The organism is Bacillus sp. B28 (assembly GCF_029536185.1).
In the GTDB taxonomy this organism is placed as follows: Bacteria; Bacillota; Bacilli; order Bacillales; family Bacillaceae; genus Bacillus; species Bacillus halotolerans.
Map to the genome: position 1 here is coordinate 2,346,440 of NZ_CP120511.1, position 24,333 is coordinate 2,370,772.

The following is a 24,333-nucleotide window of genomic DNA, read 5'->3' on the forward strand; positions in this document are numbered from 1 at the left end:
GTCAACGCACATTGTAATTGGAAGTTTGAATGCCTCTCTCTGTCAGCCAGTGATGAGTCTCACCTTTTATGACAAGAGGAGCCTTTTGCAAATCAGAAATCGTACTGGTGCCAAGCACAGTCATAATCATTTTTAATTCCTCTAGGATCAGCTGAATCTCTTCAAGCAGCCCTTCTTCGCCTTTTTCAGTCAGCGCTTTTAAGAAGTGCCCTGCCATTCCGGTACAGGAAGCCCCAAGAGCTATCGCCTTCGCGACATCAAGCGCATTTTGAAGGCCGCCGGACGCAATCGTTGTTTTACCGGGAAACTCAGAGCGGATTTCCGCCAGGCTCGCTGCTGTTGAAATCCCCCATGAGTTGAAAAAAGTGATCTTCCGCTGTCTTCGGAGATTTTCTATTTTCGAGAAATTTGTTCCTCCGTAACCGCCGATATCAACAGCTGCCGCACCAGCGTCATACAGCTTTCTTGCTGATTCTTTGCTCATTCCGAAGCCTACTTCTTTTATTATGACAGGCACTTTGATTTCGCTGCAGATCTGTTCAATACGGGAAAGAGCGCCGCTAAAGCTTCTGTCGCCTTCGGGCATGACAATTTCCTGAATCACATTCAGGTGAATCTGCAGCGCATCCGCCTCAATCATTTCGACAGCTTCCTTCGCCTGACGAGCTGTCGCCTCACTGCCCAAGTTGGCAAAAATCAGCCCATTCGGATTTTCTTTTCGGACGATTTCATACGAATAGCGTTCAGACGGGTCTTTTAACGCCGACATTTGTGAGCCGACAGCGAGAGGAATATCAGCTATACGAGCTGCTCTAGCAAGCGCCTTATTAATTTCATATGTAAGTTGTCCGCCGCCGCCAGTCATTGCATTGATAAAAATCGGCGAACTGCTTGAAAGTTCGCCGATTTTTGTGGAAATATCTACTTGTTCTAATGCAAGATCGGGCAGACTGACATGAACAAACGTAATATCATCAAGACCCGTCTCCCGCTTTTGGCCGGTAGACAGGGCATGATTGATGTGTTCTCTTTTCCGTTCTGCTCGAGTCACGTTTATCACCAGTTATTTTAATTTATTAAGCTTATCTCCGATCAGATCTCCAAGCTGGAAGCCAGTGCTTGTTTCTTCCTTCGCCTGATATTGGCGGTAATCCTCTTGATCGGCTTTAGGAGCTTCTTCAAGCTCACGCATGCTTAATGAAATGCGCTCTTCATTTTCATTCACATCAAGAACCTTCACTTTTACAGTCTGTCCTTCTTCAAGGACTTCATGCGGCGTGCCGATGTGTTTATTAGAAATTTGAGAAATATGAACGAGACCTTCTACGCCAGGAAGAATTTCAACAAACGCACCGAAGCTCACGAGACGCTGAACCTTTCCTTCAAGCACATCACCCGGTTTGACTTTCTCGCCAATTTGGCTCCAAGGCCCAGGCAGCGTTTCTTTAATAGATAAAGAAATACGCTCATTATCCCGGTCAACCGATAATACTTTCACTTTCACTTCCTGTCCCTCTTCCACAACATCAGACGGCTTTTCAACGTGGGAGTGGGAAAGCTGTGAAATGTGCACAAGCCCGTCGATACCGCCGATATCAACAAACGCACCAAAGTCAGTCAGGCGCTGCACTTTACCATCGAGCACACTTCCGACTTCTAGAGACTGAAGAAGGTCTTGTTTTTTATTCGCCTGCTCACTTTCAACAACCGCACGGTGTGAAAGGATGACGCGGTTTTTATCACGGTCAAGCTCTACTACGAGCAGAGACAGTGTTTTTCCTTTATAGTCGGTAAAATCTTCTACAAAATGCGCTTCTACAAGTGATGCCGGAATAAAGCCTCGAACGCCGATATCAACCACTAGACCGCCTTTTACGACATCTTTCACTTCAGCTTCAAACACTTCTTTTGTTTCAAATTTTTTCTCAAGGTCTTCCCAAGCGCGGTCTGCATCAACAGCACGTTTAGATAAAATCAAAGCATCGTCTTCCACTTTTGTTACTTTCAGGTCAAGCTCGTCGTCTACTTTTACGACATCCGATGCTTTCTCTACATGAAGACTTGATAATTCACTGATTGGAATAATACCGGACTGTTTGACATTGATAATTTCAACATCCACATGCTTGTCCTCTACCTTTGTCACAATCCCTTTTACTACATCTCCAACCTCTGGTACTTGAACATCAATTTGATTCATTTCCTCTGTCATTTGAATAACCTCCTTGGTCCAAACCTACACAGCTTAATTAAAAACGGTTTGAAAGCTGAACACGTATCATGCATGTCCGCTTTTAGCCGAATATGTATTAAAGAATCATCCAAAAAAGATTTTGAATGATCAATAAAAAGTTTTATTAGTATTAACTTCTAATAAAAGGACAGGTTTGTCAAGCAATAACATTCTTTCTTTGTTGAAAAATTCAAAAAAAGTGGCCTCCGCCGGTATCAGCGGGACTTTTGCTCCACTACATCAAGGATTTTTTCAGCAACTTCCTGAATGGAGAGAGAAGTCGTGTCGATTTCAAGCGCGTCATCTGCTTTTCGAAGCGGAGAAACTTCGCGCTCTGAATCGAGCTTATCTCTTCTTGCAATTTCCTCAATTAATGTTTCGTAGTTGGCATCGTAGCCTTTTTTTACGTTTTCTTCATAACGGCGTTTCGCTCTCTCTTCAACAGATGCCAAAAGAAAGATCTTCACTTCGGCGTTTGGAAGCACATGAGTTCCGATATCACGTCCGTCCATGACAACACCGCCTTTTTCCCCGAGCTGCTGCTGGCGTTTCACCATTTCTTCCCTGACGCTTCTGTGCTTGGCAGCAATTGAGACTTGATTGCTGACCTCGTCTTTTCTGATGTCCTCAGTCACATCTGTGCCGTTGACAAGCACCTTTTGTCCTTCTTTTGTTGTAATCAGCTCAATATCGGTTTGCTTTAACAGCTCAGCTAATTTTGCTTCATCTGTCAAATCAACTTTTTCTTGTAAAGCCACATATGTAATGGCCCGATACATCGCTCCTGTATCAATATATATGTACGATTTTTTCTCAGCCACAATTTTGGCAACGGTGCTTTTCCCCGCAGCAGCCGGGCCGTCGATCGCAATCGATAATTTCTTTTCCATAATTCCTCTCCTTGCTCTTTTCTCCTCTATGGATTGTATCATGAACTTTATGAAAAAGGGTGAAAAATTCATGAATAATTAATGATTGAAGGTTTCTACCCAATCATTAACTTCCATTTTATCCACCCCTTCATATTGAATCACTTTTGAGACATAAGGTTCAATATGCTGATAGTGAAAAAGAAACTGGATACCAAGTAAAATCACTGCCTGAATGAACAATAATTTGAGCAGCAGCCGTTCAAAGGTCTTCATCAGCCCACCTCCATCACAAATAGTATGGAAGTGTTTGCCGATGTTTATTCCAATCGTCCCTTTCTTCTCTTGTTTAACTGGCGGCGTATGCAATACTGAAGAAGGAGCTGCTGATCACTGGCTGAAATCTCCGAATACTCCAAGGTCATTTTACGTTTGCCTGATTTTGAATCATTATAAACACGCCTGACAACCGCGTCAGCCTCTATTTGATTCGTTTTCTCCCCATCCTGAAGGCTGATGAACAGGCGCAGCGTATCCCCGTGCTGAAAAGAATAGCCATCTGTCACAATCAAAGCAATACCGCCGGCGCTGATATTGTACGAGAGTGTATGAAACCCGTCTTTTTCATCTGCCGGCTCGACCAGCACATCCAATACCGCGTCAGTTCTTACATATTGGCGGCGCTGAATTCGCTTCATTTTTTCACGGGGAGGCATTTCAAGGCAGATCATTTGAAGCTTGTCCTTCACTTTTCCCTTAATGCGGCTTGAGAAGCGGTAAGGCACTTCGTCTTTACCGACAAACTCTACCGTTACTTCAATATTTTGATGTAAAATCACGGTTCTTCCTGTGTTTACATCAACCGGATATGCGATCAGGAGCTCTCCGTTTTCTATACTCACGGCTTTGCTCTTTGCTATTTTTAAATCATTTTCTTCTATGTATTCTAAGTGTACAGTTTCCCCAATCTCTATCATTGACTTCACTCTTTCGCATTCAATATACTCACTTTTTATTAAAGCATGTAATGAAAAAAAGGAAAAGACTTTTAGTCCTTTCCTCCTGGTTTTTATAGGTCTTTATATATAGGTTCAGCATTTTTTAGTTTTTCAACTTTCTCTTCCGTTCCGTCATTAGCATTTATATACATTCTGAATGTATCATTTTCAATCGTACCCAGCATTTCATAGCATAATACTTCCTGTCCTAATTCATTTGTGATCACAGCAAGCCTTGTTTCTCTCACTTCTACACTTTTGTTTAATTTTGCTTTCGCATCTTGTTCAGAGATAGCCGGCTTTGGTATGTCTCTTTTTCTGTGGGATGTTAAGAAATCTCGCGCTGAAAAGCCGACAACCTCGCCGTCATCCAAGGCAACTTTCATACGGATGGCTTCTGGATACATCCGGACATTATTTTCTATTGGAACATATGAGAATACACCGATTTTATCGTATTGCGCACTTTCATCGATTTCCAGATCTTTTGTTTCATATCCGTTTTTCTTTAGAAAAGCAAGGGCTCGATTCGATCCATCATTCAAGCTGATTTTCTGATCTTTCACTTCTCTGTTTTGGATTAAATAAACCGGGTGTCCGCCTTTTTTTGTAATATCCATATATATCGCTGCTTTATGATCAGGATCTTTCATACTGATACTGTAGACGTCACGGTTTGTTTTTTTTCCGCTCTTTATCACTTTGATTGCATAATTGTCATCAGGTGCAAAGCGTTGGGCAATTTGTTTGGCTTCCTGTGCAGAAATTTCTTTTCCCTTCAGATGGGCAAAACCCTTCTCTTCTTTTTTGGTGCTGGTGAAACTTGGCCCAAGATCTGTTCCTGAGGCAAAGGATCCGACATTTTTTTCAACCGTTTTAAAGCTATTGATGATCGTGTTATCACTCTGTTTTTCATCAGAGGCCAGCGCCATCTCTACATCCATCCAGCGCAAGTTCTTGCTCATAACAAGGTGCTGAACGTGGCGCAGTTCATTTTGTATATCTTCTGATTGCTGATAAAGCTTATTTAACGAAGTATACTCTTTTTCATCGAGCGGTTTTTGATCCAAATCTCTGATTGACGTTTTATAGCTGAAATCACCGATCTTAGATAACAGCTCTTCCGTTTTGTTAAACGGCATTAATGTAAGCGGCAGCTGACTGACACTGTTATGGGCTTCTGATGTAATTCTCCAAACATCTATCAATGCGGGGGACAGTGATTTTTTGCTGTTCATGGCAAGCGTTGCACCAATTTTATCATGCAGCTGGTCTACCTGATAGGTCAGCTCATGAAACGCCCGCTGATAGTTATTTTCAGCATGAAGAAGGACAGCGTCTTTTTCCTGGTGCTCTTTGTATCCCCAGTAACTAGTACCGACAATTGCAATACCGAGCACTGCGATTAAAATAGCTCTGATCATTTATCACACCTCATTTTTATGCTTTCTTATGTCCTGCTACTCACAGAAAATGTGTTTACCGATTCTCTTAATCTGCGGGCGCCCCCAAATCCACGCGCTGGTAGCTGTATCCGGATTAAAGTAATATAGCGCTTCCTCGGAAGGGTCCCAGCCATTAATGGCGTCTAATACTGCTTCTTTTGCTGTTTCGTTCGGCTGCATATAAATTTGTCCGTCAGCCACAGCTGTAAAGGCAAGCGGTTCAAAAATAACACCTGCTATTGAATTTGGAAATAACGGACTGTTTAAACGGTTCAAGATAACTGCTGCAATAGCAACCTGTCCCTCGTACGGCTCCCCACGCGCTTCCCCGTAAACCGCTTGAGAAAGCAGCCGAATATCATTATTGGAAAAACCGCCCGGCATGTTAGCTGCAACCGCATCCTGTTTTCTGGTTTTTGCAGGCGTGTTATTGTTTTGCTGTTTATTCGCTTGCGGCTGCTGTGTTATTTTTTCAGCAGGCTGTTTCTGCCGCGTCTCTGCTTGCTGCCTTGCTTTTTGAGTCGCTGTTTTTGACGGTTTTGTTTGGTATTTCAGCGGTATTTTTCCGTAATGCGTGAATTTATTTCCTTTTTGAAGCTGCTCCATGACATATTCACGGTAATATTTAGACTTACATATCAAGGTCTTTTTGGTTTGAGCTCCGACCAGACCATCTACCTCTTTTAAGCCGAATTGATCCTGAAAGTTCCGTACTGCCCAGTATGTCCCCCATCCATAAACCCCGTCAATTTTCCCATTATAATATCCGTTATATTGAAGACGCGCCTGCAGCTCGATCACATCGTCCCCTGTTGCCCCTCTTTGAATGACTTGATTAGAAAAGGCTGAAATGGTTTCAGTATTGATAAACGTCGTAATGATAAAGGAAAATAAGATGAGACATGCCATAATCGATCCTTTGGACTTCATTTTTTCAAGCCTCCTACAGCAAATTTTTGAGTGTAATCGTATTTTCTGTAACGAGGTTATTTTTATACACTCTTTCCTTCTTATCCCTCACAGCTTAAAAATTTCAGCAAATCAAAAAGCCGCACTATCGCTGTGCGGCTCTTCTATATCTGCATCATATTGACGGAACGGGCTTTTTTTGCTTTTCGCAAACCAAACCACCATAAAAATAACATAAATGGAAGCATGTAATAGATCCAATTACTGAGGGCTGTCAGGATAAAGTCATACGACCCATGTAAAAGTGAAGGTACGGCCAACGAAAGGAAAAGCCATTTTGCACGTGCTTTTTCAGCGGAAAAACGCGCTTTCCCTAGATAAAACCCCATAATCACGCCAATTAAGGCATGGCATGAAACGGGCAGCAGCGCTCTGACAAACGCATGCTCCACGCCATGTCCGATTAAATAAAGAATATTTTCGAGTGTCGCAAAACCGAGCGATACACTTGCGCCGTATACAATTCCGTCATAATGTTCATCAAAGTGGGCGTGCGGGTAAACACTGATCATTAAAATAAACCATTTTAATGATTCCTCCAAAAAGCCAGAAGACAAAAAAGAAACAAAAAAGCTTCCGCCTCCCACATTCTCTTTTTCAAGCACATACTGGATAAACATGGTGGGAAATACAAGAACAACCCCAAGAAAAAATGACCGAAGCACCATATGTACAGGTTCATTATCATACTGATCTTTTAAATAAAAATAACTTAACAGCGCGATGCCGGGAGCAATTCCTGCAGAGATGATTGCAAACATCAGGCAACCTCTTTCCTTTATATTCCTATGTCTATCCTATCATGTTGTGTATGAATTTACATCTGTCTGCCCTTAAAAAAACAAAAAGAGCATACGAATCCTTCATATGCTCTCCTCTTTTCACTTATCTTCTCTTTTTGCGATTTCATTTGCGATGTGGCCGCCGTGAAATCTTCCGTTTTCAATAAATATTTCATTTGCATTGTTTCCGGCAGCGATGACCCCGGCAATAAAAACGCCCTCCACATTGGTTTCCATCGTTTCTTCATTAAAAAACGGACGCCCTGATTCCTCATCGATTTTCACACCGATTTTTTTCAAAAATTGATGATCAGGATGATAACCCGTCATGGCAAATACAAAGTCGTTTTTAATGGTAATCAGTTCCTGCTGGCCGGAGCGGAAAACGACTTCATCTTCAGTGATTTTTTCTACACAAGCGCCAAATTCCATTCGGATTGTACCGTTTCTTACTAAAGATTCGAATTCTGGCAGAATCCATGGCTTAATGCTTGTAGAATATTCATTGCCCCTATATAAAACGGTGACACGCGCTCCTGATTTGACGAGTTCAAGCGCAGCATCTACACTTGAATTTTTTCCGCCGATAACGACGACGTCTTTATCGAAATACGGATGTCCTTCCTTAAAATAATGGAATACCTTCGGCAAATCCTCACCAGGTACGTTCATATAGTTTGGATGATCATAATAGCCTGTGGCAATAATGCAGTATGGTGTTGAATACGTCTCTTTTGACGTTTCGATAACAAATGAATTGTTTTCTGCTTTTGTCACTTTTTGCACCATTTCAAATGCATTCACACGGATCTTTTTCCGCTTCACGACTTCTCTGTAGTACGACAAAGCCTGAATTCTGACAGGCTTTCTGTTTTCGGTAATAAATGCCACGTCACCGATTTCAAGCTTTTCACTTGAGCTGAAAAAGGTTTGATGCGTCGGATAATTGTAAATACTGTTAACGACATTGCCTTTTTCAATGACGAGGGCATCAATGCCAATTTGTTTTAGGTGAATGGCCGCAGATAACCCGCAAGGACCTCCGCCAATAATTATTGCTTTTTCTTCAATCATTTCCGTCAACTCCTGCGATTGGCATTCGATTCACATTTTTCTATTTCCAAATAAAAAAATCTCCTATTTTATCATAGGAGATTTTTATTTTTTATGCAAATCATCAACTTATATCCAGCCTCTAAAGCGCGAAGCCTCCGCCATTTTACGCACGCCTACCATATATGCGGCAAGTCTCATGTCGATTCTTCGGTTGTTGGCCATTTCATAAATATTGTTGAATGATTTTACCATCATTTTTTCTAATTTCTCTTCTACTTCTTCCTCGCCCCAGTAGAAGCCTTGGTTATTCTGAACCCATTCAAAATAAGAAACCGTTACGCCTCCCGCGCTTGCCAGTACATCCGGAACAAGCAGAATGTCACGGTCTGAAAGAATTTTTGTTCCCTCAAGCGTAGTTGGGCCGTTTGCTGCTTCAACAACGATTTTCGCCTGAATGTTATGGGCATTTTCTTCTGTAATTTGGTTTTCAATCGCGGCAGGAACTAAAATATCACAATCCAGTTCCAGCAGCTCTTGGTTCGTAATGGTATCGTTGAAAAGCTTTGTCACTGTGCCAAAACTGTCGCGGCGGTCGAGTAAATAATCAATATCCAGGCCTTCAGGATCATACAGTCCGCCGTATGCATCGGATATGCCGACAACCTTTGCCCCTGCATCATGCATAAATTTTGCCAAATAGCTTCCGGCATTTCCGAAGCCTTGAACGACAACTCGTGCACCTTTAATATCGATGCCTTTTTTCTTCGCCGCTTCTTTTATGCAGATGGTTACACCTTTTGCTGTCGCTGATTCTCTCCCGTGAGATCCGCCAAGCACAAGCGGTTTGCCTGTAATGAACCCAGGTGAATTAAATTCATCAATTCTTGAATACTCATCCATCATCCAAGCCATGATTTGTGAGTTTGTAAATACATCCGGTGCCGGCACGTCTTTCGTCGGACCGACAATTTGGCTGATAGCTCTGACATAACCCCTGCTAAGACGCTCCAGCTCTCTAAACGACATATCCCTTGGATCACAAACAATTCCGCCTTTACCACCGCCATATGGAAGATCAATGATACCGCATTTTAAACTCATCCAAATGGAAAGTGCCTTCACCTCTTTTTCAGTTACGTTCGGGTGAAAACGTATCCCGCCTTTTGTCGGACCGACAGAGTCATTGTGTTGGGCACGATAACCCGTAAAAATCTTGACTGAACCGTCGTCCATACGAACTGGTATTTTTACCGTTAATAATCTCATCGGCTCTTTTAACAGTTCGTATACTTCTTCAGGATATCCCAATTTTTCCAGAGCCTTATGTATTACGGTTTGGGTTGATTTTAATACATCAAGTTTGTCCTCTTCTGTATGACCGGTGTTTCGATCGGCTGCCATTTGAGTTAACCTCCTAGAATCTTCTGTTTCTCACATGCTCCCTTTCAGAGAATAGTATACACCTTCATATGATCTATGCATAGGATAAACGTTATGTTTTTCCATGTTTTTTAACAAAAAAAACCGCTGTAAAAAACAGCAGTTTTTCTTCCATTCTTATGAAAAATGAGTTTGGATTGTCTCTACAGCATTTCCGTCCATAATGAGCTTACCATACTCTTGTAAGCGATAAATCGTTAATGTTGTCGGATTGCCGTATTCAGCCAGGACCGCCACAACACCCTCGGCAGTCTGTGATCCCAAGTCTTCAAGGCTCAGGAAGTACTGTCCTTCATAGTGGTAGACAGTTCCTCCTGTGATACCGATCCGCTGTAAGCTTTCAGAAAGCTGAATGATATCTTCAAAGGAATGGAATTGATATATGATGTCCGCGCTTTCGTCAAGCTTGACTTGCATTTCGATGTAATCATCATCATACTCATCTTCTTCTGAATCCGCTTCTTGGTTCTTTGTTACGATCACAACCATCCCTTGTGCTTGGAGAGAATACACTTCCACTGCAATCGGTCCATTCGCTTCAAAGCCGAGCTCTGTATTTGCTTCATTCATCATATCTTTAAATAACTGGTGGACTTTAAATGAGTCCTTCCAGAGGTCTTCTTTTGTTAATCCACGATCAGTTAAATCATCGAGGGTCAAGAAGATTTTGATCTTATTATAATTCAGACGCTCAAGCCGCATAACGTTCCCTCCTGCCTCTACTTGCACACAAATCATATAACACATTATATGAGATGATGAGTCATAGGTTCTTAATTGTTATCAGTTTACACTGAGTTCACTAGTAAGACAAGCACAATGCAGTTTTTTATTGACACACTCTTTAGGGAAGTCATTCAGGTGCTGCAAGTGTCACGATGTGTGCCTCAGGCTCCGCCCCTAAGCGAAGGGGCACTTTTGTTGTGCCGTACCCATTGCTGATGAGGTACGCAGCATTTTTAACAAAACCGGTTGTCCCAAGCTCATAAGGGCCAAATTTCCCGAATCGAATCTGCCCGCCATGGGTATGCCCGCTGAATATCACATCAATACCGTCAGTTTCATTGATTTGTTGATGGATCTCAGGGTTATGGCAAACCAGAACGTTCACCTGGTTCCCGTCAATTTCTTTAATCGCTTCTTCATAATCATCCATCTCCATCCTGATGTCATCCACTCCGGCTATGGTGATGGTATGTCCGTTATACGTAAAAGGAACCGATTCATTTCGCAGCGTAATAATGCGGTGCGTTTTAAATATAGCATACAGTTCCCGCTGACTGATTTCATAATCATTGTTTCCCCAGACAAACATGACAGGGACTCCCAAACCCGCAAGCCTTCTGACGTTTTCCTCAATTCTCGAGCAGGGCACTCCGCCCTCAGCTAAATCACCCCCGATTATAATCAGATCCGGCTGATGGCCCTGCGCTTCCTCTAAAAGACCGTGATCAACCATACGTTTATGAATGTCAGATATAAAAAAGATCGTAAGAGGCGGCTTCCCCTTCATTTTTGATAACGTAAATGTATGGATTTTTAGGTGATTGCCTTTTGCCACTGAATACATTTTTGCCGTCATTGCCGCTGCTGCAATAGCCAATGCACCGGCAATTTTCATTGATCGCTTCATTAAAAACTCTCCATTCTTTTAGAACTTATCAATAAGACGGACAATAAAAAAAAGACGTTTCTATCGTTTGAGAAAACGCCCCATTTTATTTACTTTCAAAATATAGATTAATATCGTATTGGTGCTTCATCAATCGAAAAACAGATTCTCTCGCCTTCCATTTATCAGGCTGCGGCCAAAGATCAGTGCTTTTCTGAATAATTTCACACCTCAGTTTATGGAAATCACCCTCGGCTTTTTCTTCTTTTTTCTTAAAATAATATGAAGTGCAGTATGCAAAAGCAGTTGCCATCATCCAGAATAAATAAAAGGTATGGCTGAGCATTTCTTGAAGAATGAGCTGAGGCGCCGGACTTTTGGTCATCATTAAAAGACATAATAAGCCCAGGCAAATGAGTGAGGTCCACCGCCACCTGCGGCATTGCGCAGCATAGTTTTCGTATTTTTGTTTTCGTTTCACCAACGCCTGTAGCATCTGTTTGGTCGGCGCGTCCGTAAATCGGTCCAGCTGGTTCCATAAGGATTCCATACGCTTCACACCTTGTCCCTTTTCATTGCTACAATATATGAACCTGCGATCAAAAAGATGCCCGCTAATAAGTCAAAGGGATGTCCAAAATTTGCCCGGTATAAACGTCATTTCCGTTCAAATGGTTATATGCACGGATCTTTTCTTCTCCTGATCTGCTTTTATAATATTTCATGGAAATGCGGTACAGCGTTTCTTTCTTTTGAACGGTGTGCTGAACGATACGTTTTGCCTCCGTATCTTGAACTGGTTCAGACTGCTGCTGTACCTGTTCCTGCTCTTTTTGGAATGTTTTTTCCGGGGAAGGGGAAGCAGCCGCGCTTTTTGCTTCCTGTTTGTTTGCTGTGTCCTCTTTTTCCGCTACAGCTGGCTGCTTCTTATCAGTTGTTGCTTCTGTTTGTTTCTCTGTCTTTTTGCCTTCAGATTTTTTTTTTGACTCTTCGCGCAGAACTGTCTCTGCCATTTCTTTTTTGGCCTCTGGTTTTTGGACCACCTCGTATTTACTCTGGCTGCTGTTTATAAAAACATCTTCATAATCATCGGGATTTCCCGGATGGCTTTTCATTAGATAAAATAAGGTGACAAAGACGATAACCGGCACAAATACAAACAGTACTGCGAGAGTGGTAAATAACGGCGTTCTTGTTTTGCCTTGCTTTTTTTTCTTCTCTCTTTGATTTTTTACAGATTGTCTTGTCGGAAGGCTTTCTTCATCATCTTCGAAAAGGTCGTCCGCCAATGCGGTTTTATGGTCTTCATAAAGATTCTGGGCTTTTCTTCTCTCTACTCTAGACATGTTCGTCATGTGTATCCCTCCTAACATGTTCAAAACGAATCTGACAGGCAAACACGGCATCAATAATAAAATGCGCCGTTACCGGAACAAATAGATTGCCGGTCCATTCATAAATCAGTCCAAGCAAAAAGCTGATTGCCGTCACCATGATAAATAGCAGCCATTTTGTCAAATACCGAAAATGAAGAACAGCAAATACAAGACTGGCCGCCCATAAACCAATATGGGTCTGCAGCACTCCCCTGAATAACATTTCTTCAGCAAAAGAAATCAGAAGCGTTAAAAATATAATATGAGGGATTGGCCTTTTACTGAATAACTTTTTATTGATTCCGCCGTCATCATATAAATGAGGCGGACACCATTTCATGATTGCCATGTCGGCTAAAATGACAATAACCGCCAAAGAAACACCATACCAAATGATTCTTATATCCCTAATATGCCAGAGCCTGAAAAAATCACTTGCATCCTGAAAAAAGAACAAAACGGCAGCAGCGGACACCATGATGATCAGAAGCTGTGTCATGTATAGCTGCTTCAGTATATCACGGTCAGACAAATGCTGGATCAAATCCTTTTGCTGTTTCAGTTCGGCTCACCTACAGTCTGCAGACTGAATATACGGTGCAATTCCGATCTCCAGCCGTCTATTGGCTCTATTTTGACGCGCTCCTCTTTTTGTTCATACAGCGAAAGATCAAAACCGCAATGTGAACAGCATGGCATGCTTCCCTTATCGGGATCGTAGGTTTCATCAAAATAGGCTAACAGCGATTGTCTTAAACAGCCATCGCGATGAAGCAAAGCTGTTACGTGACGCATTTTATCAAGTTTCAGCTCCATGCGATACGTGATTTCCCGCTTGATCAGTTCAATTGATGTTTTCCCCTGCATAAAGAGATGGATGATCATTCGCGACTGCGTCTCTGTGATACCATATTGCATTAATAATTCGCGCAGCTTTCTTTCGTCCCGTTCTTCCGTTTCTTCCAGCACGCGAATAACATTGGCGATTTCCCCATCCGCAAGGCTCTCCATTTGGATAATCTGCTCTTGCAATTCGAAATCTCCAGGCGCTCTGAGCAAAATGCTGACACTCGGTTTTCCGTCACGCCCTGCTCTGCCGATTTCCTGCATAAAAGCTTCAGCCGTCTGCGGGAGATAAAAATGGATGACATATTTGATATCAGATTTATCAACACCCATTCCGAACGCATTTGTACAGCAAATGACATCAAGCTGGTTATTGATAAATTGCTGCTGAATTAACATTCTGTCACCAGAATCCATGCCGCCATGGTAATAATCAACCCTGCTGCTTGTTTTATTTTTAATTTCCTCCGCTAATTCCTCTGCCCATTTCCTTGTCGGACAATAGACAATTCCCGGTCCTTGCAGGTTTTCAACCAGCCGAATGACCCTATCTATTTTTTCGGCAGTATCCGCGGTATTTTCAACTTTGAGTGCAATATTCGGCCGGTTAACTGAGTTAAGATGCTGTTCGGCATGCTGCAGATCAAGCAAATTCATGACATCATGCAGCGTATCCTTCGTCGCAGTAGCCGTCAGAGCAAGCACCGGCGGATGTCCTAGTTTTTTTCTCAGCTGTCCAAGCTTTGAATAATCAGGCCTAAAATCATGTCCCCACTCCGATATACAATGCGCTTCATCAATAACAAAAAGACTGATCGGAACGCTCTTTAATTTTTCTAGGACATATGACGACTGCAAAGCTTCGGGCGACAGATACAAAAATTTGTAGCGGTGGATATGCTCCAAAACGAAATGTCTTTCCTGCCTGCCGAGCATGCTATTCAAAGCGGCAGCTCGTTTTTCTCCCCGCGCTTTCAGCTGCTGCACCTGATCCTCCATTAAAGAAAGCAAAGGAGAAACGATTAATATCATACCGTCAAGCATATAACCGGGCAACTGGTAGCAAAGAGACTTTCCTCCCCCTGTCGGAAGCATTGCAATGGTATCCTTTCCGCTGAGTACGCTTCTGATGATGTCCTCCTGCCCTTTTTTGAAGGAATGAAAACCAAAAAACTGATATAACGCTTGCTGTAATTTAGTCATACTGTTTCACCTGCTTTGCCAATGCCAGCCTGATTTGAAAGTAGCTGAACCGCTGCTCTAGGCCTTCTCGAATTTGTTTGATCTTGTTTGTCTGCATGCGTTTGGCGAACTCAGCAATTTGGAGCTGATCTTCAGCCGAAATATATCCATCAATTACAAAAGCCGGCTCATGAAGAGAAATTTCGACGATATGGTCTTCAATTGTGGCGGTTTTCAGCTTTCTGATTTCAGCAATTCGCTGAATCGGAATTCCTTGTCTGACCATCTGCCATGTTTTTCTCGTAGACTCAGTCAGTGCGTTCTCCAGGTGCACATCAGAAAGAAGATCCTTTAATATAGAATCTTCACATTGCGGCAAGGAATGAATAAAATAATGTACCGCAGCCCAAAACAAGACATAAACGTACCACTCGTCTTCTTTCAGATTGTCAGCAAGCTGCCTGCTCGTATAACCGATCCTATTATATGAAGTTAATGAGTAGACAAAGATAAGAGCTGCTTTCTCGTCAAGCTTTTGCAAATGATTCTCCAGCATATCCTGCAAGCCTCTTGCCAGTTTTTCATGGTCCTTTTGCTTGTGCATGTATCGCTTGACCCAGTGAAGCGTCTTATAATCTTTTGTGACGGGAATATACTGTCTGCTGCTGTGCTGCTTATTTGACAATACCTGTACGAGAAGGGAAAGTCTTTTCCAGAGCACGCTTGCGGCCTGCTGAAAATAAGCGCCATGGCAATGGGCTGGCCAAGGCCGTTCACTCAGCGCCTGCCTCAACATGCTTTCGCCTCTAATAGTCACTCTGTATGTATCTGTTTCTGACATCGGATCCAGAAATGACTGCTGTTCAAGCTTGCGGAGTGAGGCTGAAATGTCGCTTCTTGAACATTGCGGAGCCATCCCAAAATATCTTGCAGTCTGAAATAAGCCGGCATCTTGAATGGTTTGTGACGATCTTTTTCCTTTGAATAAGTGAAAAACGGCACTTCCTGTCCGTTCCCCGTTTATTTTAGAAAGGCAATCGAGAACCATGATATCAAAGTAATTTAATGACAACCTATCCACCCACATTCTTCCTGACAAAAATCGCTGGTTTGTTCTTTTTATTTTAACAGATTTTAAACAGAAATCGACGTTTAAAGTCATTATTAGGGGGGATGTTATGTAGATAACCCCTTATGTGATAAGCATTCTCAATCATTTTTCTGTTGAAATGTGGCATCAACATCATTACAATAAGTAAGAGGAATAGGTGTTAAATTGATTAAATATAAAGATTGATCCATTTGTTCCACCAAGAACAATCTGGGAGGTTTTATTCATGGCAAAGTACACAATCGTAGACAAAGATACATGCATTGCATGCGGCGCTTGCGGAGCGGCTGCACCAGACATTTACGATTACGATGATGAAGGCATCGCGTTCGTAACGCTTGACGAAAACAAAGGCGTTGTCGAAGTTCCTGAAGTACTGGAAGAAGATATGATTGACGCATTTGAAGGATGCCCTACTGATTCCATCAAAGTGGCGGATGAGCCGTTTGAGGGCGACCCGCTTAAATTTGAATAGAAGTAATCGAAAAAGCTCCCCTGCGGGAGCTTTTTTTATTTAATGAATATGCGCGCTTCTTTGCTGTTCAATCCACGGTTTAAGCTTGATAAAGATTAGTGTGAACACAATCGTAATGACAATGCCTTTTATGACGTTAAATGGCAGGATACCAGCGACTACCGCTGTTTTCAGCGCACTGTCGGATAATGCCGGGGAGTGTAAAAACCATGTGTAGGCCGGAAGAATCAGAACATAATTCAGAATGCTCATCAGCACCGTCATAGCTGCAGTTCCAAGCAGAAGACTTACTGCCAGGCCTTTTGCTGAGTTCAGCTTTTTAAATAAGAAAGCAGTCGGCAAAATAAAGAGTGTTCCGGCAATGAAATTTGCAATTTGTCCTACAGGCACTCCAGCCATGCTCCCCTGAATGATATATTGAAGAACGTTTTTTATCGCTTCAACGGCAATACCCGCTAAAGGTCCGTATATAAGAATCGCAATAATGGCAGGGACATCACTGAAATCAATTTTTAAATAATCAGGAAGCCCCGGAAACGGAAAATTTAACAGCATCAAAACAAATGCGATGCTGCTCAGCATGCTGATCACGACTAATTTTTTCACTTTCAATTTGCTCTCTCCTTTTCGATCACATCTTACTCGAAAAGCGGAAAGGTTCTTTTTCCAGCCAATAAAAAAACCGCTCTATGATATAAAAGCGGGGTTTTAAAAATTTGGCTTGGTAAAGAAACGTTTGAAAACCATTCTTTCAAAACGCTGCTGAACCTCCATCTTCTCCCATCCAGACTATACTGTCGGCTTCGGAATCACACCGAATCCTGCTGTCAAAAACAGCTCGCGGGCTTAGAGCCATTGCTCATCACCGCCGGTAGGGAATTTCACCCTGCCCCGAAGATTGATCATATGAATTTGGTTCCATTATAAACGATAAAGGGTTGGTTGTATAGATAATTGCTTCAAATTAAATATAACGCCAAAAGTCTCTAAAACTGGTCAATTCCTCGCTTTCCTTTTATCCTTTACTGCGTCAATACACATTGACACTCTATTGAGAATATGTTAAATTATCAGATATTTAGTTTGTCAATTTAGGAGGAAATCTTACGATGTTTCGAGTATTGGTCTCAGACAAAATGAGCAACGACGGCTTACAACCACTTATTGAATCAGACTTTATTGAAATCGTCCAAAAAAACGTAGCAGATGCAGAGGATGAATTACATACCTTTGATGCTCTATTGGTGCGAAGCGCGACAAAAGTAACAGAAGACCTTTTTCAAAAAATGACTTCTTTAAAAATCGTCGGAAGAGCCGGTGTCGGTGTGGATAATATCGACATTGACGAAGCGACGAAACACGGGGTAATTGTTATTAATGCGCCAAACGGAAACACAATTTCCACAGCTGAGCACACATTCGCGATGATCTCATCTTTAATGAGACACATCCCTCAGGCCAATATTTCTGTAAAATCCAGAGAATGGAACCGCACAGCATATGTCGGTTCGGAACTTTACGGCAAAACACTTGGAATTGTAGGATTAGGCAGAATCGGAAGCGAAATTGCACAGCGTGCGAGAGCCTTCGGTATGACCGTGCACGTTTTTGATCCTTTCTTAACAGAAGAAAGAGCGAAAAAAATCGGTGTAAACAGCCGTACGTTCGAAGAAGTCTTGGAAAGCGCAGATATCATCACTGTGCATACACCATTAACAAAAGAAACAAAAGGCTTATTAAACAAAGAAACAATTGCAAAAACGAAAAAAGGTGTTCGCTTAATTAACTGTGCACGAGGCGGCATTATCGATGAGGCAGCTCTTCTTGAAGCTTTAGAAAGCGGCCATGTTGCCGGTGCGGCGCTTGACGTTTTTGAAGTTGAACCGCCAGTTGATAATAAACTCGTTGACCACCCGTTAGTGATTGCCACTCCTCACCTAGGGGCATCGACAAAAGAAGCGCAGCTGAATGTTGCAGCGCAAGTATCAGAAGAAGTTCTGCAGTTCGCAAAAGGTCTTCCTGTTATGTCAGCCATTAACCTGCCTGCCATGACAAAAGATGAATTCGCTAAGATTAAGCCGTACCACCAAATCGCAGGAAAAATCGGCAGCCTCGTATCACAATGCATGAAAGAGCCGGTACAGGATGTCGCGATTCAATATGAAGGCACAATTGCTAAACTTGAAACATCGTTTATTACAAAAAGCCTTCTTTCAGGCTTCTTAAAACCACGCGTTGACTCAACAGTTAACGAAGTAAATGCGGGCGGTGTCGCAAAAGAACGCGGCATTAGCTTTAGTGAAAAGATTTCCACTTCTGAATCTGGATACGATAATTGCATTAGCGTAAAAGTGACGGGAGACCGCAGCACCTTTACCGTTACAGCTACCTATATCCCTCATTTCGGAGAACGCATTGTCGAAATCAACGGGTTTAATATCGACTTTTATCCAACAGGCCACCTGGTTTACATCCAGCATCAGGATACGACGGGGGTCATCGGCCGAGTGGGACGTATTCTCGGAGATAACGATATTAACATTGCAACCATGCAGGTTGGCCGTAAAGAAAAAGGCGGAGAAGCCATCATGATGCTTTCTTTTGACAGACATTTAGAAGATAAAATTGTGAAAGAACTAACAGATGTTCCTGATATCGTGTCTGTGAAACTTATTGATCTTCCATAATGAAAAAAACTCAAGCTCTGCAGCTTGAGTTTTTTTCTGCTTTTTAACGGTTTCCTGTTTATGTATGTTTGTGCAGTACTTCTAACACGTTTCTCAGTTCGGATACAGGTATTTGCCCAGGTGCTGACGCCTCTTCTCCTGCGCCGAATGTGCAAGCTGATCCAAATATCTCACCGCTCAGCCTGCTGACTAATCCCGTTCCCGACATTGACATTGTGATCATTGGACGGTCCGCATATTTTGTCTTCATCGTATACGTCGCATCAAGCAAGGTTAAAAGATCTCCTGCATCCTTCGGCATTACGGCTATTTTCGGAATATGCGCTCCTAACTCCTGCATTTTACGAAGCCGGGAAATGATCTCGTCCTTTGCAGGTGTTTTCTGAAAGTCATGATTAGACATAATCACGTAGACACCATTTTCTTCTGCTAAAGATACTAACGCTTCAACGTTGGCCTCTCCTGAAAATAATTCAATATCGATAAAGTCTATATCTTTTGTGCGGATAGCCGTTTCCAGCAAAGCGATGTAGGAACGTACATCCATTTCTTTGCTCCCGCCTTCTTTATGCGATCTGAATGTAAATAGAAACAGCTTGTCTCTCAAAGACTCTCGCAGTTTTGAGATCATCTTTATGACTGCTTCGCTGTCGTCTGCTTTTTCAAATACATCGACTCGCCACTCGACAATATCCGGATCCAGTAATTTCACAGCTTCTGCTTCTTTTAAAATTTGCTTTTCTGTTTTCCCCATCAGCGGAACGATGATTTTCGGCATCCCTTCACCGATGGAAACTCCTTTGATTGTTAACACGTTCACTCGTCTCAAATCCTTTCAATCTTTACCTTGTTTTATTATACACGGACAAGTTTTTTTTGAAAATTTCTATTATATGAAAAGCAACGAAAAAAGAGCCTGAAAAAAGGCTCTTTTAATTTAAGGAAATCGGATTTGGAGCAGCTGGAACCGGAATAGCTTCTGATACATCGTATCTGCCGATTTTTTTTGTTCCCGTTTCCGCAAAGGTCACTTCTGTAAAGCCAAACTCCTTTGCTGTTAAAAGAAGTCCCTCCAGCATTAAGATGCCGGCAATAGAATCCTCAACCCTCGAGTGTTTTGAGAAATGGATATATAAGTGATTCTGTTTCTCCGTTACAGATTTGACGGCACCTGCTTGAATAAGAGGTGCAGTATTTGTTTGATTGCTCGATTCCATTTCCTTAATAGCTTCTTTTACAGTATTAAATGTTCTTTCTGTTGGAACGAGAAAGTCTTGTCCTTGTTCATTTTGGTACAAGGAGTAGGCTCTGTTCGACTGTTTAGGAATAGGAATTTCAGTAAAAGTACCATTTGAGCCAATACTGGCGCCGTCCTTTTTCTGCTCCGATGAAAAAATTTTGATTTTTTCATAGGGACTCCATTTTAAAGATTCTTTCAGCAAATTTTTTAGTATTGCGTCGTCTTTTACAGAAAAAGCCTCAATGGGCTGATCGACTTGTATATGTAATTCCTTATGATTTTGGTTTTCCTTTACTTCCACTTCATCCATGAAGGAGGGAATTGTGATGGCGTGATCAAGGATATCCAATTGATCACTTTCAAACAGCACCTCCTGTATGGTTTGGTTTGATTTCGTTTTTTTAATGCTGACGGGTATAATTGTGGATGTTTCGGCATCGGCAATTGCTACAGTCGTATAGTTGTTCTGCTCCTTTTCAGGAACAACTAACGATGACTGATCCAGGGATAATGCAGCTTTTTTGCTGTCTGCTGTCTCAGTTTTCGTTATAGCGTTTTCTTGGGACGCTTCTTTTTGTTGAGGCTGTGCCTGATCAAAGAAATGAGGAGAAATAATGAAGGCGATATAAACCGCAACCGCAGTGGCACATGCGGGGCCAATCCACCTAACAGCGGACTTTTTTTTGCTTTTTGCCATCGAAAGCCGCTTATATATGTCTTGCGGAGAACGATGGTCTTTAACTGCCGGCAGTTGACTTAACAACTCCTTTATCTGTTCTTCGTTCCAATCTGGCTTCATCATCCACTAGCTCCTCCCTCAAAAGCTCCATATGTTTCCGAAGTACTTTGAGCCCTCTGTGTTGGGTCGTTTTCACTTTGCTTTCCGAGAAGCGCAGAGCATTGGCTGTTTCCTGTATTGAATATCCCTGAATAAACCGTAAGATAATCACAGCTCTTTGATCGATCGTACATTGATCGAGCGCAGCATAAATTTCCCGGACATTTTCATGTTGAACCGCGAGTTCGTCCGGAAGCAATTGCTGATCTCTGACATCCTGTGTATCCCAATCAAATGTCCCGAGTACACGCTGTCTGATCGTCTGCTGCTTACGGAACCAGTCTATCGCCACATGGCGTGCAATCGACAAAAGCCATGTTTTTTCACTGCTTCTTCCTTCAAACGTATGATATGAATTTAATACACGAATATAAACCTCCTGAAGAAGGTCTTCAGCCTGGCTTTTATCCTTTACCATATAAAATAAAAATTGATATAAATCTTGATGGTAAGTTTTATATAACGCTTGAAAGGTTTCTTCCATAGGAAACCCCTCCGTTTCTTTAGTCGTAATAATAGCTTAAAAGTTACATTACAACTATATTACGAGAAACTGGAATTTGGAAGGGAATTTATATTAACATATCCTTAAATTTTATTAAGAAAAACCTTTTAAAAAACACCCGCTTGGATCAGCGGGTGTTTCTTATGGAACAAGATTCTTCGGCAAATTCAGACTCGACTTGATCATTTTGTCGGAATATAAAACGTAAACGTCGTTCCTTTGTCCATCCGGCTGTGCACCGTAATGGTACCGTTGTGAGCTTCCACAATATTTTTAACAATAGCAAGTCCCAGTCCGGTTCCTGCTCTGCCTCTTGTCCGTGCTTTATCCGCTTTATAGAACCGCTCAAAAATAAATGGCAGATCCTCTTCCGGTATGCCGGAGCCGGAATCTTTGACGTCTATTTTTATTCCATCCTTAACCGTATGAACGGAGATGGAGACACTGCCGCCTGATTGAGTATGACGCAGCGCGTTATCAATTAAATTGGTAAACACCTGCTCCATCTTATCTTCATCAAACATAAATTCCTCTTCAGTGAGAGAAATGTCCTGATGCAAAGAAATATTTTTTTCTTTGGCAACACCGGAAAATTTGCGCATGATCTTTTCTATAAATTCATTAAGATTGATTTGTTCATAATGCAATCCAGTATGCCCTGATTCCATTCGCGCTAAATCAAGCAAATCGTTGACAAGGCGGCCCATTCGCAGCGACTCGTCATATATAATTTGAGCAATCTCTTTTCGGTCTTCTTCGGAGCTCGCAATGTCATCGACAATGGCTTCACTGTACCCTTGAAGCATGGAGATCGGCGTTCTTAATTCATGGCTGACATTTGCGATAAAGTCTTCGCGCAATTTATCAAGGCGGCGTTCTTCGGTCATATCTCGAAGAACGGCAACCGCGCCTCTGACATGCGATTCTGCATACAGCGGCGACATCAGCAGCACCCATGATCTGCCCTGCAGCGTCATTTCAATCATTTGTTCTTTTTCTGTGCTGACAGCATTTTGGAACAGTTCTTTTGCTTCTGGCGGAAGATTGTCGCCTTCTTTAATATTCATATTCTGCTCATAATACCAAGCCTGCAGAAAACGTTCGGCCGGCGGGTTTGTCACGAGAATCGTGCCGTCGATATTGATGGTAATCACTCCGTCAGCCATACTGCTTAATATGTTTGAAAGCTGTTCTTTTTCTTGGTTGAGCGCATTGATATGAAAGTTAAGCTGCCGCCCCATTTGATTAAAGGCGGTTGCCAGCTCACCGATTTCATCCTGGGTTAAAATCGGGATTTTCGTGTCAAACTTGCCCTTTGCCAAATCCTGTGCGCCCTCTCTCATTTTTCGAAGCGGATACGTGACCCTGCTTGATAAAAAGAAAGCAAAAAATGTGGTCAGCACAATCGCAATGCCTGCGGCAAGGAATATATAACGGGTCGTGTGTTTTGTTGTGTCTTTAACAGCAAGCAGAGACTGAGATAAAAAGACCATGCCTTTTTTTCCGTCTTTTTCATACGGAACACCCACAATCAGGCGTTCATTATCCGTGTCTCTGCCACTCAGGCCCGTACGTTTACTGACTTTTTTATGGTTGTCCAGAGCCTGGTGTAAATCCTTGTCCCGCTGTATTTGCTCAAGCGTAATAGATGAGAGCCGATTTTTATCGTTCGGCGAATACCAGTATTTTTTCTCATCCTGTATGATCGCAATGCTTGTTAAGTTATCAGCGAGCTCCCAGGTGATCGACCTTGCCAGCGCCTGATCCTCGTGTTTTTCTAAGATGACTGCGACTTTATTTGCAAGCTGGGTTAAATCATTTTCGGCTTCTTCCACATGATAATTTTCGATAAACTCGAGTAAAAGCACCGTTAAAATAAATAATACGATCAGGACAAGAGAAAGGATCGTAGCCCACAGCTTACCTACTACGCTTTTCCAAAATTTCATTCAGCGCCTACCTCGAATTTATAACCGACGCCCCATACGGTGACGATTTTTTTGGCAGCTCCCGGTGATACTTTATTGAGCTTTTCCCGGAGACGTTTGACGTGTGTGTCTACTGTACGCAGATCGCCAAAAAATTCATACTGCCACACTTCCTTGAGAAGCTTTTCCCGATCATACACTTTGTCAGGCGTTCTCGCTAAGAAGTAAAGGAGCTCATACTCTTTCGGTGTTAAGCTCACTTCAGTTCCGTCAGCAGTTACCCGATGGGCATCATGATCGATTGACAGATGAGAAAACACCAATACGTTCTTCGTCGGCGTATTCGCATTGAAATAAGAGTTTTGAGATGCCCTTCTCAGAAGCGCTTTTACCCGCAGCACAACTTCTCTCGGACTAAACGGTTTGACGATGTAATCATCTGTTCCCGATTCAAACCCCTGCACCCGGTTTGCTTCTTCTCCTTTTGCGGTCAGCATGATAATTGGTGTAGCTTTTTTTTCGCGAATTTGGCGGCAGACCTCAATTCCGTCTGTGCCAGGCATCATTAGGTCAAGCAAAATTAAGTCATAATTGGTTTCGAGGCCTTTGGCAATGGCCTCATCACCATTTTCCGCTTCTTCAATCACATAATTTTCACGTTCAAGATACATTTTTAAAAGGCGGCGAATTCTGGCTTCGTCATCAACTACTAATATTTTGGTTTCATTGGTTTGGTCCATC

Annotated in this window: 25 protein-coding genes and 1 riboswitch; of the genes, 2 read left to right on the top strand and 23 right to left on the bottom strand. The window is 42.3% G+C overall.

Annotated elements, in window-relative coordinates:
• Window position 1: 1 nt before the first annotated feature.
• The 17 genes from fni to P3L57_RS11525 form a co-directional block, all read right to left on the bottom strand.
• The gene (fni, locus tag P3L57_RS11445; RefSeq protein WP_069487301.1) at window positions 2-1,051 is read right to left on the bottom strand and encodes a type 2 isopentenyl-diphosphate Delta-isomerase; all 1,050 of its coding nucleotides are present in this window, start codon (window positions 1,049-1,051) and stop codon (window positions 2-4) included.
• Between the two features lie 12 nt (window positions 1,052-1,063).
• Entirely contained in the window at window positions 1,064-2,212 is a 1,149-nt protein-coding gene (gene rpsA, locus P3L57_RS11450) for a 30S ribosomal protein S1 (RefSeq protein ID WP_024121879.1), read from the bottom strand.
• 236 nt (window positions 2,213-2,448) lie between these two features.
• Complete coding sequence (gene cmk / locus P3L57_RS11455; RefSeq protein WP_044155003.1) at window positions 2,449-3,123, bottom strand: (d)CMP kinase; 675 nt, start codon at window positions 3,121-3,123, stop codon at window positions 2,449-2,451.
• 78 nt (window positions 3,124-3,201) lie between these two features.
• The gene (locus P3L57_RS11460; RefSeq protein WP_044154999.1) at window positions 3,202-3,378 is read right to left on the bottom strand and encodes a YpfB family protein; all 177 of its coding nucleotides are present in this window, start codon (window positions 3,376-3,378) and stop codon (window positions 3,202-3,204) included.
• Between the two features lie 44 nt (window positions 3,379-3,422).
• Window positions 3,423-4,079, bottom strand: a complete 657-nt coding sequence (locus tag P3L57_RS11465) for a cyclic di-GMP receptor DgrA (RefSeq protein WP_059293686.1) — start codon at window positions 4,077-4,079, stop codon at window positions 3,423-3,425.
• Between the two features lie 92 nt (window positions 4,080-4,171).
• Window positions 4,172-5,524 carry a germination protein YpeB gene (ypeB, locus tag P3L57_RS11470; protein WP_024121883.1) on the bottom strand — a complete coding sequence of 451 codons (1,353 nt, stop codon included), beginning with the start codon at window positions 5,522-5,524 and terminating at the stop codon, window positions 4,172-4,174.
• A 36-nt stretch (window positions 5,525-5,560) separates the two neighbouring features.
• Window positions 5,561-6,475: a spore cortex-lytic enzyme gene (gene sleB / locus P3L57_RS11475; RefSeq protein WP_059293685.1), complete on the bottom strand. Its 915-nt coding sequence runs from the start codon at window positions 6,473-6,475 to the stop codon at window positions 5,561-5,563.
• Window positions 6,476-6,618: 143 nt separating this feature from the next.
• On the bottom strand, window positions 6,619-7,275 hold the full coding sequence (gene prsW, locus P3L57_RS11480) for a glutamic-type intramembrane protease PrsW (protein ID WP_044154984.1): 657 nt from the start codon (window positions 7,273-7,275) through the stop codon (window positions 6,619-6,621).
• Window positions 7,276-7,395: 120 nt separating this feature from the next.
• Window positions 7,396-8,370, bottom strand: coding sequence for a YpdA family putative bacillithiol disulfide reductase (locus tag P3L57_RS11485; RefSeq protein ID WP_044154980.1), 975 nt, complete (start codon window positions 8,368-8,370; stop codon window positions 7,396-7,398).
• A gap of 108 nt (window positions 8,371-8,478) precedes the next feature.
• Entirely contained in the window at window positions 8,479-9,753 is a 1,275-nt protein-coding gene (gene gudB, locus P3L57_RS11490; protein WP_044154979.1) for an NAD-specific glutamate dehydrogenase, read from the bottom strand.
• Window positions 9,754-9,909: 156 nt separating this feature from the next.
• Window positions 9,910-10,494, bottom strand: a complete 585-nt coding sequence (locus P3L57_RS11495) for a genetic competence negative regulator (RefSeq protein ID WP_010334765.1) — start codon at window positions 10,492-10,494, stop codon at window positions 9,910-9,912.
• Window positions 10,495-10,645: 151 nt separating this feature from the next.
• Window positions 10,646-11,425 (bottom strand): metallophosphoesterase, encoded by a 780-nt coding sequence (locus P3L57_RS11500; protein WP_044154977.1) that lies wholly within the window; start codon window positions 11,423-11,425, stop codon window positions 10,646-10,648.
• 85 nt (window positions 11,426-11,510) lie between these two features.
• The gene (locus tag P3L57_RS11505) at window positions 11,511-11,954 is read right to left on the bottom strand and encodes a YpbF family protein (RefSeq protein WP_044154976.1); all 444 of its coding nucleotides are present in this window, start codon (window positions 11,952-11,954) and stop codon (window positions 11,511-11,513) included.
• 64 nt (window positions 11,955-12,018) lie between these two features.
• The gene (locus tag P3L57_RS11510) at window positions 12,019-12,759 is read right to left on the bottom strand and encodes a LysM peptidoglycan-binding domain-containing protein (RefSeq protein WP_044154974.1); all 741 of its coding nucleotides are present in this window, start codon (window positions 12,757-12,759) and stop codon (window positions 12,019-12,021) included.
• Entirely contained in the window at window positions 12,743-13,324 is a 582-nt protein-coding gene (locus P3L57_RS11515; RefSeq protein WP_286238784.1) for a CPBP family intramembrane glutamic endopeptidase, read from the bottom strand. Before P3L57_RS11515 ends, P3L57_RS11510 begins: the two co-directional genes overlap by 17 nt.
• A 14-nt stretch (window positions 13,325-13,338) precedes the next feature.
• Window positions 13,339-14,829 (bottom strand): RecQ family ATP-dependent DNA helicase, encoded by a 1,491-nt coding sequence (locus tag P3L57_RS11520; RefSeq protein ID WP_069487300.1) that lies wholly within the window; start codon window positions 14,827-14,829, stop codon window positions 13,339-13,341.
• A complete protein-coding gene (locus P3L57_RS11525) occupies window positions 14,822-15,880 on the bottom strand; it encodes a YpbB family protein (RefSeq protein WP_069487299.1) in 1,059 nt (352 codons plus the stop codon). Before P3L57_RS11525 ends, P3L57_RS11520 begins: the two co-directional genes overlap by 8 nt.
• Before the next feature lie 265 nt (window positions 15,881-16,145).
• On the opposite strand from P3L57_RS11525, the gene P3L57_RS11530 reads away from it, so the two are divergent.
• The gene (locus P3L57_RS11530) at window positions 16,146-16,394 is read left to right on the top strand and encodes a ferredoxin (protein ID WP_003225461.1); all 249 of its coding nucleotides are present in this window, start codon (window positions 16,146-16,148) and stop codon (window positions 16,392-16,394) included.
• Window positions 16,395-16,433: 39 nt separating this feature from the next.
• Here the strand turns inward: P3L57_RS11530 and fmnP are convergent, their stop codons facing one another.
• Window positions 16,434-17,006: a riboflavin transporter FmnP gene (gene fmnP, locus P3L57_RS11535; protein WP_024121894.1), complete on the bottom strand. Its 573-nt coding sequence runs from the start codon at window positions 17,004-17,006 to the stop codon at window positions 16,434-16,436.
• A gap of 156 nt (window positions 17,007-17,162) precedes the next feature.
• Window positions 17,163-17,297, bottom strand: a riboswitch (FMN riboswitch).
• 206 nt (window positions 17,298-17,503) lie between these two features.
• On the opposite strand from fmnP, the gene serA reads away from it, so the two are divergent.
• A complete protein-coding gene (serA, locus tag P3L57_RS11540) occupies window positions 17,504-19,081 on the top strand; it encodes a phosphoglycerate dehydrogenase (protein ID WP_010334772.1) in 1,578 nt (525 codons plus the stop codon).
• A 58-nt stretch (window positions 19,082-19,139) separates the two neighbouring features.
• On the opposite strand, the gene aroD is transcribed toward serA, so the two are convergent.
• The 5 genes from aroD to resD all read right to left on the bottom strand — a co-directional run bounded on the left by aroD (window position 19,140) and on the right by resD (window position 24,332).
• Entirely contained in the window at window positions 19,140-19,901 is a 762-nt protein-coding gene (aroD, locus tag P3L57_RS11545; protein ID WP_069487298.1) for a type I 3-dehydroquinate dehydratase, read from the bottom strand.
• A 112-nt stretch (window positions 19,902-20,013) separates the two neighbouring features.
• Window positions 20,014-21,123 carry a hypothetical protein gene (locus tag P3L57_RS11550; protein WP_059336637.1) on the bottom strand — a complete coding sequence of 370 codons (1,110 nt, stop codon included), beginning with the start codon at window positions 21,121-21,123 and terminating at the stop codon, window positions 20,014-20,016.
• Window positions 21,059-21,643 carry an RNA polymerase sigma factor SigX gene (sigX, locus tag P3L57_RS11555; protein ID WP_059336638.1) on the bottom strand — a complete coding sequence of 195 codons (585 nt, stop codon included), beginning with the start codon at window positions 21,641-21,643 and terminating at the stop codon, window positions 21,059-21,061. Before sigX ends, P3L57_RS11550 begins: the two co-directional genes overlap by 65 nt.
• A 203-nt stretch (window positions 21,644-21,846) precedes the next feature.
• Window positions 21,847-23,613: a sensor histidine kinase ResE gene (gene resE, locus P3L57_RS11560; protein WP_059293678.1), complete on the bottom strand. Its 1,767-nt coding sequence runs from the start codon at window positions 23,611-23,613 to the stop codon at window positions 21,847-21,849.
• On the bottom strand, window positions 23,610-24,332 hold the full coding sequence (gene resD, locus P3L57_RS11565) for a DNA-binding response regulator ResD (RefSeq protein WP_069487297.1): 723 nt from the start codon (window positions 24,330-24,332) through the stop codon (window positions 23,610-23,612). The genes resE and resD overlap by 4 nt, the downstream gene beginning before the upstream one ends.
• Between the last annotated feature and the right edge of the window lies 1 nt (window position 24,333).